Genomic DNA, 12,761 nt, shown 5'->3' with positions numbered 1-12,761 from the left:
TTTCAAAGGAAGGCGGCTGTTTTCGTTTGATGGGATAGATTTAAGAAGCAAGTTCTTCTGTTTCAGATGACGCAGCTTTTCGTTTCGTAAAGGTGAAATACAGTAGACCACTTACGAGAACGATCATACTACAGGATAAGAACATATTAGAATAGCCGATGCCGCTTGCGACTGTGGCGAGAATCAAGGCACCGATTCCAAAGCCTGTGTCGTAAGCAAGGAAAAAGGTCGAGATGGCTTTCCCTTTCTGTGCGGGCGGCGCGAAGTTCAAGAGGACAGTTTGAAGTCCCGGGAAGATGGAAGCGGAACCGATACCAATGATGATGGCAGCAGTCAATAAACCAGCAAACGAAGGATACATGCCGAGAATGACAAAGCCAATCATATAAAGGGCATACGACGGCAACAGCACGAATGCAGCACCTCGCTGATCAAACAATTTTCCGGCAATTGGTCGAATCCCGACCATTCCGAGAGCGACTAACGCATAAAAATAAGAAGCATATGCGATATGTCCAATCGAGTCCGTATACAGTGAGATGAAGGCGGATGTACTAGAAATCGCAACGCCTGCCAAAAGAGTCGCTACCAACAAAAGCGGACGTGATAAGAAGAGAGATTGGCTTAGACGAAACGCGGAAGTACTTGGAACATGTTGGCTCGTCAGCGGTAGACGCATCATGAACAACAAGGCGATGACTGCTAGGGCAGCAACTGTCACGAAGTACAGAACGAATGCTTTTTCTTGAATAAAGGCAAGACCGATGACAGGACCAAGGACGGATGCCAAGTTCATCGACAGGACGAAATACCCCATCCCTTCACCTTGACGTGTTTTTGGAATCAATGTCGTGACGGCGAGGCTGATCGAAGAAGATAACATCCCGAAACTAAACCCGTGGATGATACGGATGATGATTAGATAGAAAAATGATTCCAAAGGTAGGACAAGCATGTAGCAGATACTCATGACTGTAAAGAGACTTGCAGAGATCATCAAGATGCGCTTTAAGTCGTAACGATCCAACCAGTGACCAATCAATGGACGAGAACAGACGGTTGCTAGAATGAAGCTCGTCACGATCCACCCGAGTGCTGAAGCGGAGACTGGAAACTGTTTAGCAGCGAGTAAAGGAAGTGACGCATTTAATAAATAAAACGTGATGAAGAGCAATAGATTAATGATCAGCGTCATGACGTAATGACGCGAGAATAACCGAGCAGTCATAAGGATTCCTCCTGTCGATGTAGAGTAAGTAAGTGCGTCATCCATTCACCGAGCTGTTGCTGATCGGTAAGGGAGAAGGAGGTAAGTAATCGTTGGTGTGTTTCTTGAACCGCAGCGTCGATTTGGTCGAACCGTTCGATGGCTAAAGGTGTCAATGAGACAAAGTGTGTTCGTCCTTCTTTTATCCGAGTGATGAAACCAAGCGTCTCAAGACGTGAGACGGTTTTTGTCACAGCTGGTTTTTCAATGATTAGATAATCTGCCAATTGGACTTGTGAAACAGGTTGTAGTAATGCAACTGCTTTTATTAGTGCCCATTGACCCGTGTGTAAAGAGTATGGAAGCAAAGTAGCATCAATCTCTCGTTTGACGAGACGTGAGACTTTTGATAATTGTCCGAGAACATCTTCTTGTGTGTAGAGCATTTTATTTCTCCTTTTAGTTAACTAGTTAACTTTAAGAGTGTATCAAAGCTGATTAAGAGGTGCAAGGGAAGAAACGCTCATTTCATGCATTGAAGTGAATTATTTTCTAGCACGATAAAAGATTAAGCAGGTATTAAAGCGGGTATGTTCCGTAAAAGAGTATTTGATTTACTTGAAACCATGGATACGACTGCTTATGTGATCGGTTGACTAAATCATCTTGACATAGAGAAGAGACAAGAAGGGAAGAGTACATCATGAATCGACTAGCGAAGCTTCTGACTGAACTATTACCAATCACTATAAATGAAGCAATCAATCCACTCATCACGAATATCGCAACAGATTCGAGACAAATCACACCTGGCGGATTATTCATCTGTATCAACGGCTACACTGTTGATGGTCACGATTATATCAATCAGGCAATCAAAAACGGAGCTGCGGCGATTTTAGCTGAACGATCGTTTCCGGATTGTCCGGTTCCCGTCATTACTGTGCCGGATACGAAACGACTTGCAGGTCAAGTCGCGAATCGCTTTTACGATCAACCGAGTCAAAAGATGCGTGTCTACGGTGTAACCGGAACGAATGGAAAAACGACGACGACGAAATTGGCGTATGATCTCTTTCGAGCAGCAGGTATAAAAGCCGGCATGATCAGCACGGTCGGTGCACGAATTGATGAGGAACTCATTGAGACGCCGAATACGACGCCTGAAGCCATCATCTTACATCGACTGTTGTATGAAATGGTTGAACAAGGCGTGACGGATTGCATCATTGAAGTGTCTTCTCATGCATTAGCTGAAGGTCGAGTCGAGGGAGTCTCCTTCCACTCGGCAGCATTTACGAACCTGACACATGATCATTTGGATTACCATCATTCAATGGAGGATTACGCCAAGACGAAAGCCTTATTGTTTCAACAAGTCGCTGCGTCAAATGGTCGGGCCATCGTCTTAAATCGAGAAGATGGTTGGAGTCGCGTCATGCGAGAAGCTGCGCCTTTGCAACCCGTCATCTGGTATACGACGCAACCGCACCGAACATCACAAATCGCAGTCGAATGGCTGACGGATACTGTTAACGTGCGCATCGATGAGACGACGACGCGTGTGCCGACAGCTTTACTAGGTGAATTCAATGCAGCGAATTTAGCGGCGGCGATGGGATTATTGCGGGCAGGCGATGCCAATCTCTATACGTTGATTCGTCATATTCCAGAACTGGAATTGCCGAAAGGACGACTTGAACGATTGGACTGGGCACCTTGTGAGATTTATATCGATTATGCCCATACACCGGATGGTCTAGAAAAATGTTTACAGGCACTCACTTCTTCCGGAGAGTCGCTATCGGTCGTTTTAAGCGCAGCTGGAGAGCGTGATCGAACGAAACGAGCAGAGATGGGGCGAATCGCAAGCAAATATTGTGAACACATCATCGCAACGGTCCATGATGCGAGGACAGAGAATCCGGATCAAATCATCGAAGAGCTAATCGTCGATATTCCACGTGAACATTTAGTAGGGTGCCATACATCCCGTCACGAAGCGCTCGTACAAGCAGCGCATCTGGCGCACGAAGGAAAACGCATCGTCATCGTCGGGAAAGGTCATGATGAGGTAGAACGAATCGGTACAAAAACGATTCCTTTTAATGAAAAACACATACTTCTTGCGGAATTAGAACGACTGTCTGAAGGGGAGTCCGTCGTTTAAAAAAACCGACCATTCCGTTAAGGTCATGGTCGGTTTCGTTTCGCAGCTAGTTGTTGTGCCTTTTTCGTATTCGCAAAATGGGCTTTCGTCCAGTCACGAAGTTGATCAGCTCCATAACGTAAGATCAGTGAAGCAGCGACTTGATCCACTTTAGCACCAGCACCTTTGGGAATGACGACACCTGTTGTTTCACTCAATTTGTCCATCTCCTTCAAAAAGATGGCGCGAGCGATGATCGAGGAAGCAGCGACGGCGACATGGAGTTGTTCCGCCTTGGTCGAGAAGTAGACATTTTCTCGAACAGGATTGACGACACCAGACAAATGTTTGTAGTAAACAGTCTTTTCAGCGAACTGATCAATCAATATCGCTTCTGGTTTCGTCTCCAGTTGGTCAAGAAGTCGCTCGAGTACATCATTATGCATCAGGGCAGTCATCTTTCCTTGTGTCATCGTCCGTTGCATCTGATTGTATTCTGGATTGTGTAGGATACGATATGTGTACGGAATGACCGCATGGAGATCGCGAGCAATCCGACGAATCTCGGTATCGTTCAGATGTTTGGAGTCCCGAACACCGAGTTCCTGAAGAAGTGCAATCTGCTTTCGATCAACGAAGGAAGCGACGACGACGAGTGGACCGAAGAAATCGCCTTTTCCGACTTCGTCACTTCCAGCGACGGACCATTCTGCAAAACCAGCTGGTAACGTGGATACAAGTGGTTCCTTCGATTTAGTTGGTGTAGCCGTGCCAAAGCGTGAAGCGATGGTTTCAGCTTCGGTTCCTTGAAACATCACTTTTCCAGAATTGTAAATTGTGATGACACATCCAGGTACTTTAGCGGCGAAGCGGGCATACGGTGGACTCTTCGTCTGTCCTTGCTTAAACTCTTGTATGACGAGGTCTTGCTTTTCTTTAGATAAGCGTAAAACGGTAGTTCCCACGAGATAACCTCCCTTTCCGGGATTAAGCATACCATCCTTAAGACCGATGGGGGACTTCTTTTCCTAAAACGAAAATGATGGTACTATATGAAAGAAGCAAAGTATGAGGAGGACAGAAAAATGGCTGATTCAGAAGGGTTGAACCGGACGACGATTCATATCGCAGGCAATGATTATACGATTGTCGGAACGGAGTCGCCAGAACACGTACGCGAAGTGGGTCTCCTCGTGGATACGAAAATTCGAGAAATCCGAGAACAAGCACCACAACTCGACGTTCGTCAAATCGCCGTCCTAGCGGCGCTTAATATTGGTAGTGATTACGTAAAAATAAAAAAGAATTTGGGTGAACTATAAACTATGATTTCTCTCGTTATCTTATTACTTCTCGCCTTAGGCGTCATGACGGGTGTCCGACGGGGAGTCGTATTGCAGGCCGGGCATTTGCTCAGCCTGATCATTTCCTTCATCGTCGCCTTGTCGTTCTATGAGGAACTGGCGACGAAATTCCGTTTGTGGGTTCCATATCCGTCTACACTGGATGATGCGGGAATCGACTTGACGATGTTCGCAATTCCAAGTTCAGCACGACTTGATGAGGTATTCTACAAAGCCTTTTGGTTCGTCGTCCTGTTCTTCGGTACAAAGATCATCTTAGCAATTTTGTTGTCGATGTTTGATTCGTTGACGAACATTCCGATTTTAAAACAAGTCAAAGGATTATTAGGTGGTGTCTTCGGCTTCATCGAGATGTACATCTTCATTTTCTTACTCTTGTTCCTCGCAGCATTCGTTCCGATCCAGTCGATACAGGATGCGATCGCAGACTCGAGTTTGGCAAGTTTCATCATCCAACATACACCGCTCCTTGCGAATTGGCTGATGGATCAAGTTGGATTGATAAAATAAACATGCTCCCGTTAAATGGGAGCTTTTTTTGAGGGGAGAATTGCACATGCGTACGATTCAAGATGCAATGCGTCACTTGGAACGAATCTCAGTTTACCTAGAGGTTAAAGGGGAAAATCCGTTTAAGATCAATGCTTTTCGAAAAGCAGCAAGTATCCTCGAGGCATCGGATGCTGACTTCATGGCAATCGACGATTTTACGGCGATGAAGGGGATTGGTAAAGGAACGGCTGCTGTTCTTGAAGAGTACCGGGAAACGGGAACGAGTACGGCACTGACGGAACTCGAACAAGAAGTACCGGAAGGACTGATCGCTTTACTAAAGATTCCAGGTCTTGGTGGGAAGAAACTTGCTAAATTACATGAAGTCGGCGTTATTGATGCGGATTCCTTTGCAGAGAAATTAGCGGATGGTACAGTCGAAGCGATGCCTGGATTCGGTAAGAAGACGGTCGAAAAGTACGTCAAAGCGCTCGAAACGTTTGAAACACGACCGGAACGATTACCGTATGGTGTCATGCGAAAGGTCGTTGCGGAATTAAATCAGACCCTTGCGTCGTTCGATGAAATCATTCGCTTCGAAGTTGGTGGAAGCTTCCGCCGAGCAGAAGAGACGTGCAAGGACCTTGATTTCATCCTCTCGACGAACGAACCGGAACGGATCAAGGAGCAACTCTTGGAACTGTCGCTGATCGATGAAGTCATCGCTGCCGGCAGCACGAAAGTATCACTCGTCTTAAAACGAGACGTTCATTATATCGCGGTTGATTTCCGAATCGTCGATGACGCGGCGTACGCATCCACATTACATCACTTCACGGGTTCGAAGGATCACAATGTTCGGATGCGTCAACTCGCGAAAGAACGAGGAGAGAGCATTTCTGAATATGGCGTTGAGACCGAACAAGGATTAGTCCAACCGAAGACGGAAGAAGAATTGTTTGCGCGGTACGACTTACCGTTCATCGCACCTGAATTACGAGCAGGGCGGCACGAGTTTGAACAGGATTTGTCACGCCTTTTGACGGAACAGGACATCCAAGCGGATGTACACATGCATACGACATGGTCAGATGGAACATTATCCGTTGAAGAACTAGTCGATGCGTGTGCTGCACGAGGGTATACATGGATGGCGATCACCGACCATAGTAAGTATATGAAGTTCGTCAATGGATTGACGGAAGAACGCTTACGTGCGCAACGTGTCGAAATTGAAGCAGCACGTAAGAAACATCCCGAGATGACGATTTTATGTGGCGTCGAGATGGATATCTTGCCTGATGGATCGCTCGATTATGAAGATGATTTCTTAAAAGAGATGGATTACGTCATTGCTTCGATTCACTCGAAATTCGATCAGACGGAAGAAGAGATCATGCAACGGCTTGAGAATGCGTGTCGTAATCCTTACGTTTCTCTGATTGCCCATCCGACAGGACGGATCATCGGTAGACGAGAGGGTTATGCCGTCAACGTCGATCGCTTGATCGAACTGGCAGCCGAGACAGGAACAGCGCTTGAGATGAATGCAAACCCGGCACGATTCGATTTGACGGCGAGTTCCCTAGCAAAAGCAAAGGCTGCTGGTGTGAAAATTTTGATCAATACGGATACACACCGACCAGAAATGTTAGAAGATATGAAACTTGGAGTCCTCCATGCACGTAAAGCCTATTTGGAGGCGTCTGATGTCATCAATACGTGGGGTGCCGAAGAGGCACTTGCCTTCTTCGGTCGAAAACGTTTAGGAGTGGATTAAATGAATGCCAACGCATTACGCGTCTTAGAATATGAGAAGTTAAAAGAAAACATGTTATCGTTCACGGCAAGCTCACTGGGTGCACAGTTCGTTCGAGCGATGCGTCCAGCGGAAGAGTTTGAGCAGGTCAAGGAATTATTGGCTGTCACGACGGAAGCAACGACGGTCTATCGGTTGCGTGACCGTTATCCGTTCGGTGGATTGACAGATGTCCGCAGTGAAGTCAAACGAGCAGAGATTGGTTCGGTCCTCTCGACGAGTGAACTCTTATCCGTCGCAGACGTCGTTTATTCAGGACGTCAAGTAAAGGCGTTCCAGGAACGATTGCATGAGGATCACGCGGATCTACGATTACCACGACTCGATAGTCGCATCGAACAGATCACGAAGCTTGTTGAGATCGAACAAGGGATCCGTCATGCCATCGACGATCAGGGAACTGTCCAAGATTCGGCAAGTGATAAACTACGAGCGTTACGTAGTCAGTTACGCTCGCTCGAAGGACAAGTTCGTTCAAAAATCGATAGTGTCTTACGCAGTAAAGCGAAGATGCTGTCTGACGCCATCGTGACGATGCGAAATGATCGCTATTGTGTTCCGGTCAAACAAGAATACCGTCAAGCGTTCGGCGGAATCGTCCACGATCAGTCGGCGTCCGGTGCGACGTTGTTCATCGAACCACAAGCTGTCGTCTCTGCAAACAACGAGATCCAAGAAGCGCGTTTGAAAGAACGAGCTGAAATCGAACGAATCCTTGCCCAACTGTCGGCACTTGTCGGGAGTGTCGGTGATTCGCTGCGCATCAATCTCGATGTACTAGCAGAACTCGATTTCATCATGGCGAAAGCATTATACGGTCATCAGATTGGTGCTGTCGAACCACGCTTGAATGAAAATCGCCATATCATTCTGAAGGAAGCACGACATCCCTTCATTCCAAAAGAAGAGGTCGTACCGATCACTGTCTCGCTGGGTGGCGATTTTACATCCCTCGTCATCACTGGTCCGAACACCGGTGGTAAGACGGTTACCTTAAAGACGATCGGTCTTCTGCAATTGATGGTGCAATCAGGTCTATACGTACCGGCCGCAGATGAGACGGAGCTCAGTGTCTTCGATGCGATTTATGCTGATATCGGGGATGAACAGTCGATTGAACAAAACTTATCGACGTTTAGTTCGCACATGACGAACATCGTCTCGATGATGGAAAAAATCGATTTCATGAGTTTAGTGCTGTTTGATGAATTAGGGGCAGGAACGGATCCGACAGAAGGAGCTGCCTTGGCGATCGCGATTCTTGATGAAGTAAAACGCCGCGGAGCGCGCGTTGCAGCGACGACACACTATTCGGAATTAAAAGCATATGGCTATAACCGAGAAGGGGTCGTCAATGCATCGATGGAATTCGATGTCGAATCACTCAGTCCGACGTATCGCTTACTCATCGGTGTACCCGGACGCTCGAACGCATTCGAGATTTCAAAACGTCTTGGACTCGAAGATCGGATCATCGATGCGGCACGTGGTCAAATCGGTAGCGACGCACAGTCCGTCGAAACGATGATTGAACGACTGGAAGAAGCAAAACAACGTGCTGAAACGTTAGAAGCGCAGTTGCTTGAAGAGAAGAAGCGACTTGTTGCGGAGCGTGAGCAATTCGAGCAAGAACAAGCCGAGATTCAAGAAGAGAAAAACGAGATTTTGGCAAAAGCAGAAGAAAAAGCAGCACGTGCAGTCGAACGTGCTCAAAAAGAAGCAGAAGGCGTCATTAAACGTTTGAAAGAATTACGTGATGCTGGTGCCGTCAAAGAGCACGAACTGATCGAAGCACGTAAAAAACTTGAAGATGCGAAGCCAAGTCTGCAAGAAAAGCGGATCGCTAAAGTGAAAGCAAAATACGATCAAACGCCACGTTTTGATAAAGGCGAAGAAGTCAAAGTCACAACCTTCAATCAAAAAGGCTATATCATCAACCAACAGGCGAACGGCGAGTACACCGTTCAAGTCGGCATCATGAAGGTGAACGTCAAACCGGAAGATCTTGCGAAGATCGGCAGTACTCCAAAACGTCCGCAAACAAAAGGGCGTTCTGGTGGCACGAGTGTGACGAAACAATCGGCGCCTTCAGCTGAACTGGATTTACGTGGCGTCCGTGTTGAAGAAGGATTATCGAAGCTCGAACGCTTCATGGACCAAGCTTTGTTATCGAACTACGACCATATTCGCGTCATTCATGGTCTAGGCACGGGAGCGATGCGTCAAGGTGTCCAAGAATTCTTAAAAGGTCATCGTCACGTCAAAGGTCACCGCTTAGGTGGCCAAGGTGAAGGCGGACACGGTGTGACGATCATCGAACTGAAATGAGGAAAGTAAGATGAACATTTTTGAGAACGTCTATGTCTATACGACAGCGCTCTATTCGGTCGCGGGATTACTGATCATTTTAGGACTTGCACTTTTTGAGTTGACAACCCGGTATAAAAACTGGGAACATATCAAGAGTGGCAACATCGCCGTTGCGTTAGCAACAGGTGGAAAAATCATCGGACTCGCCAATATCGTTCATTTCGCTGTTCAAGGGGAAGAACGGGTCGGGTCGATATTTCTTGAAAGTGCTTTTGGCTTCTTACTGTTAATATCGACATACTGGATCTTTGAATTCCTGACACCGAATTTGCCGGTAGACCGTGAAATCGAGAATGGCAACATTGCTGTCGGTATCATTTCATGTGCCTTATCGATCGGCATGTCCTACGTCATCGGATCAGCGTTAGTGGGGTGAATTCGTGTTAGAACGTTTAGCGAAAATCATGTTCGGGGTTTCGATCGCCTTTTTGGTCGTCGGTATCCTTTGGATTGTATTTAATTAAAAGAACCGGTCTTACCGTGTGATCATTCCGTACTGACATCGTTTCAGTACGGAATTTTTATTGAGCCACGCCTAATCAAAAAAGGAGGAACGCATATGAACGTACGAAAAACATCAACAACGACAGAAACGAGACGCCGTGCTTTTGAGGCGATGCAATTGATTTCTTGGAAGGACATCTTTTGGGTCATCATCGGGTCGGCGATTCTCGCCTTTGGAATCAACTACTTTACGATTCCGAACGATCTTTCAGAAGGCGGATTAATCGGGATCACGGTCATCTTCTACTATCTCTATGGCTGGGATACGGGACTTGTTTCCCTGATTGCGAACGCCTTGCTGTTCATCGTCGGTTATCGATTCCTCAGTCGGAAGACGATGCTTTACTCCGTCATCTCGGTCGCCGTCACATCATTTGTCCTCTCCTCGACTGCTAGTCTTGCGACATCATCTGACAGCCGTTTAATCGGTACGGTCTATGCGGGAATTCTGATTGGCGTCGGAATCGGACTTGTCATTCGTGCTGGAGGAACTACGGGCGGCGGAGTGATCATCGCTCGACTGATGAATAAGTACTTGAATCTCAGTATCGCGGTCTCGATGTTCATCATCGATGTCGCGGTCGTCGGTGCATCAGGATTTCTGTTCGGAGAAGAAACGATGCTGTACACGTTGATTGCGATCATCATCGGCTCGTATTTGATTGATCTCGTCAGCGAAGGATTGAATGTCCGCGAAGCGGTCACGATCATCAGTCATCGCCAAGAGGAAATCGCGACGATCCTGACAGAGACGCTCGGTCGTAGCGCGACGGTCATTCACAGTCACGGTCATTTCACGAAACAAAAAAATGATATGTTGTATATGATTGTCGATAAACGACAACTGGCACCGTTGAAACAGATCGTCGAAGCAGCAGATCCCCGCGCCTTCGTCGTCATTCATAAAGTGCGCGAAGTCATTGGTGAAGGATTCACGTATCCATCTCGGTAATGCCTATTAAAAAGCAGTACTTCTTCTTTTTCGGAAACGAGAAAGGGAGGTGCTGCTTTTTTGTATGATGATTCCGATTGAAAGAATCGAAAAAAAACAAGCAGATTCGATTTCTTTTTTTGGATTTTACTGGCATGTCGAATTCGATTCAACGTATAATAAAAATGAATAGTAATTCATTATCAGGGAGGGAAATGTATGGAATCCGTTTGGTTATCTGATTATCCCGAGCAAGTACCCGCATCGATTGATTATCGAGAATTACCTCTTTATCAGGCACTCGATGAGGCAGCGACCGATTTTCCAGAACAACGTGCCTTGAGTTTCTTAGGAAAACGTATGACGTTTCGTGAAGTACGTGACGAAGCTCGCGCACTTGGGAGCCTATTACAAGAGCACGGACTAAAAAAAGGGGATCGCGTCGGACTGATGTTACCGAACTGTCCCCAGTATATGATCAGTTATTATGCTGTCCTCTATGCAGGTGGTATCGTCGTCCAAGTGAACCCACTCTATACAGACCGTGAACTTGAACAGATTCTCGTCGATTCAGGAGCACACATGCTCGTGACGCTCGATCTACTTTATCCAAAAGCGTCTCGTGTCAAGGCGGCGACGACACTCAAGACGGTTGTGACGACAAGTATCGCGGATTACCTTCCCTTCCCTAAAAATAAACTGTACCCGATTAAAGCACGGAAAGATAACAACATCATCATTGATACGACGGGTTCGATTCCGTTTTTATCTTTGCGAGGTTATGAGCCGATTACACCAGTCGCGATTCAACCGAAGGAGGACGTCGCGGTTCTCCAATATACGGGTGGAACGACAGGCGCTCCAAAAGGTGTCATGTTGACACACTTCAACTTGAGTGCAAACGTCGAACAGATCGACAACTGGTTCTATAAATACAATCGAGGAGATGGACGGAAGCTGTTAGCGGTCGTTCCTTATTTCCATGTCTATGGCATGACATGTAACCTCAATTTCGGCATATTTAATGCCTATGAACAAATCATCGTTCCGAAATTCGATATCGAACAGGTTCTCAAGACGATTCATAAGGAAAAACCGAATCTGTTCCCAGGTGCTCCGACGATGTATGTCGGTCTATTGAATCATCCGAAACTGAAGAAGTATGATCTCTCTTCGATTGAAGCCTGTATTTCTGGTTCTGCTCCACTACCAGTCGAAGTGCAGGAAAAATTCGAAGCGCTGACGGGTGGGCGGATTGTTGAAGGATACGGTCTGTCTGAAACGAGCCCGGTGACGCATACGAACTGTATCTGGGATCGTCGCATTCCTGGAACGGTCGGTATTCCGGTACCCGATACGCAAGCGAAAATCGTCCAAGCGGACGGAGAGACACCAGCTGCTCCGGGTGAGATTGGCGAGATTATCGTCACAGGTCCGCAAGTCATGAAAGGATACTGGAAACGACCAGAAGATACGCAAGCGGTACTTCGAAACGGTTGGTTGCATACAGGAGACCTTGGATATATCGGTGAGGATCATTACTTCCGAATCGTCGATCGGAAAAAAGATTTAATCATTGCTTCCGGATTCAACATTTATCCACGTGAAGTCGAAGAAATCCTATATGAACACCCAGCTGTCAAAGAAGCGGTCGTCATCGGTGTTCCAGATGTCTACCGAGGCGAGACCGTCAAGGCGTTCATCGTCGTCAAGGATGAGATGACGGTCACGGAAGAAGAGCTCGATCAATTCTGTCGTAAACAGTTAGCATCGTTCAAAGTGCCAAAGCAGTATGAATTCCGGCAAGAGTTACCGAAGACGTTCGTTGGTAAGATCCTCCGCCGTGTTCTCGTTGAAGAAGAACGTGCTAAACAACTCGAAGAAAGCAGTTGACAGGATAAAATGACATGATAGAATAAATATGA

General features: G+C 46.7%; 11 protein-coding genes. 8 read left to right on the top strand and 3 right to left on the bottom strand.

Going from position 1 to position 12,761, the window contains the following annotated elements; translation table 11 throughout:
* Positions 1–40 precede the first annotated feature (40 nt).
* Together ESP131_RS14235 and ESP131_RS14230 are read right to left on the bottom strand one after the other, a co-directional pair.
* Complete coding sequence (locus tag ESP131_RS14235; RefSeq protein WP_047393579.1) at positions 41–1,228, bottom strand: MFS transporter; 1,188 nt, start codon at positions 1,226–1,228, stop codon at positions 41–43.
* Positions 1,225–1,653 (bottom strand): MarR family winged helix-turn-helix transcriptional regulator, encoded by a 429-nt coding sequence (locus ESP131_RS14230; protein WP_029342311.1) that lies wholly within the window; start codon positions 1,651–1,653, stop codon positions 1,225–1,227. The genes ESP131_RS14235 and ESP131_RS14230 overlap by 4 nt, the downstream gene beginning before the upstream one ends.
* Positions 1,654–1,910: 257 nt before the next feature.
* Here ESP131_RS14230 and ESP131_RS14225 point away from each other — a divergent pair, with 257 nt between their 5' ends.
* The gene (locus tag ESP131_RS14225) at positions 1,911–3,377 is read left to right on the top strand and encodes a UDP-N-acetylmuramoyl-L-alanyl-D-glutamate--2,6-diaminopimelate ligase (protein ID WP_047393582.1); all 1,467 of its coding nucleotides are present in this window, start codon (positions 1,911–1,913) and stop codon (positions 3,375–3,377) included.
* Positions 3,378–3,400: 23 nt separating this feature from the next.
* On the opposite strand, the gene rnhC is transcribed toward ESP131_RS14225, so the two are convergent.
* Complete coding sequence (gene rnhC / locus ESP131_RS14220; RefSeq protein WP_029342309.1) at positions 3,401–4,321, bottom strand: ribonuclease HIII; 921 nt, start codon at positions 4,319–4,321, stop codon at positions 3,401–3,403.
* A gap of 120 nt (positions 4,322–4,441) precedes the next feature.
* Here rnhC and zapA point away from each other — a divergent pair, with 120 nt between their 5' ends.
* The 7 genes from zapA to ESP131_RS14185 all read left to right on the top strand — a co-directional run bounded on the left by zapA (position 4,442) and on the right by ESP131_RS14185 (position 12,729).
* A complete protein-coding gene (gene zapA, locus ESP131_RS14215) occupies positions 4,442–4,678 on the top strand; it encodes a cell division protein ZapA (RefSeq protein ID WP_029342308.1) in 237 nt (78 codons plus the stop codon).
* A 3-nt stretch (positions 4,679–4,681) separates the two neighbouring features.
* Positions 4,682–5,230 carry a CvpA family protein gene (locus ESP131_RS14210; protein ID WP_029342307.1) on the top strand — a complete coding sequence of 183 codons (549 nt, stop codon included), beginning with the start codon at positions 4,682–4,684 and terminating at the stop codon, positions 5,228–5,230.
* 46 nt (positions 5,231–5,276) lie between these two features.
* Positions 5,277–6,992: a DNA polymerase/3'-5' exonuclease PolX gene (gene polX, locus ESP131_RS14205; RefSeq protein WP_029342306.1), complete on the top strand. Its 1,716-nt coding sequence runs from the start codon at positions 5,277–5,279 to the stop codon at positions 6,990–6,992.
* On the top strand, positions 6,993–9,359 hold the full coding sequence (locus ESP131_RS14200) for an endonuclease MutS2 (RefSeq protein ID WP_029342305.1): 2,367 nt from the start codon (positions 6,993–6,995) through the stop codon (positions 9,357–9,359). It abuts the gene before it with no gap.
* Between the two features lie 10 nt (positions 9,360–9,369).
* The gene (locus tag ESP131_RS14195; protein WP_023469001.1) at positions 9,370–9,777 is read left to right on the top strand and encodes a DUF350 domain-containing protein; all 408 of its coding nucleotides are present in this window, start codon (positions 9,370–9,372) and stop codon (positions 9,775–9,777) included.
* 183 nt (positions 9,778–9,960) lie between these two features.
* Positions 9,961–10,857 carry a YitT family protein gene (locus tag ESP131_RS14190; protein ID WP_034786074.1) on the top strand — a complete coding sequence of 299 codons (897 nt, stop codon included), beginning with the start codon at positions 9,961–9,963 and terminating at the stop codon, positions 10,855–10,857.
* Positions 10,858–11,055: 198 nt separating this feature from the next.
* Positions 11,056–12,729 carry an AMP-binding protein gene (locus tag ESP131_RS14185; protein WP_047393589.1) on the top strand — a complete coding sequence of 558 codons (1,674 nt, stop codon included), beginning with the start codon at positions 11,056–11,058 and terminating at the stop codon, positions 12,727–12,729.
* The last annotated feature ends 32 nt before the right edge of the window (positions 12,730–12,761 follow it).

Origin of the sequence: Exiguobacterium sp. U13-1, from assembly GCF_001750115.1 — a bacterium.
GTDB lineage: Bacteria > Bacillota > Bacilli > Exiguobacteriales > Exiguobacteriaceae > Exiguobacterium_A > Exiguobacterium_A acetylicum.
Note: the sequence above shows the minus strand (reverse complement) of the source record. Positions and strands in the feature narration are given on the sequence as shown.

What these genes read in the sequence shown, in the direction of transcription:
- ESP131_RS14230 (WP_029342311.1), bottom strand. Translation starts at nt 1,653, where the DNA reads ATGCTCTACACACAAGAAGATGTTCTCGGACAATTATCAAAAGTCTCA.
- polX (WP_029342306.1), top strand. Translation starts at nt 5,277, where the DNA reads ATGCGTACGATTCAAGATGCAATGCGTCACTTGGAACGAATCTCAGTT.
- ESP131_RS14195 (WP_023469001.1), top strand. Translation starts at nt 9,370, where the DNA reads ATGAACATTTTTGAGAACGTCTATGTCTATACGACAGCGCTCTATTCG.
- ESP131_RS14235 (WP_047393579.1), bottom strand. Translation starts at nt 1,228, where the DNA reads ATGACTGCTCGGTTATTCTCGCGTCATTACGTCATGACGCTGATCATT.
- ESP131_RS14185 (WP_047393589.1), top strand. Translation starts at nt 11,056, where the DNA reads ATGGAATCCGTTTGGTTATCTGATTATCCCGAGCAAGTACCCGCATCG.
- zapA (WP_029342308.1), top strand. Translation starts at nt 4,442, where the DNA reads ATGGCTGATTCAGAAGGGTTGAACCGGACGACGATTCATATCGCAGGC.
- ESP131_RS14225 (WP_047393582.1), top strand. Translation starts at nt 1,911, where the DNA reads ATGAATCGACTAGCGAAGCTTCTGACTGAACTATTACCAATCACTATA.
- ESP131_RS14190 (WP_034786074.1), top strand. Translation starts at nt 9,961, where the DNA reads ATGAACGTACGAAAAACATCAACAACGACAGAAACGAGACGCCGTGCT.
- ESP131_RS14210 (WP_029342307.1), top strand. Translation starts at nt 4,682, where the DNA reads ATGATTTCTCTCGTTATCTTATTACTTCTCGCCTTAGGCGTCATGACG.
- ESP131_RS14200 (WP_029342305.1), top strand. Translation starts at nt 6,993, where the DNA reads ATGAATGCCAACGCATTACGCGTCTTAGAATATGAGAAGTTAAAAGAA.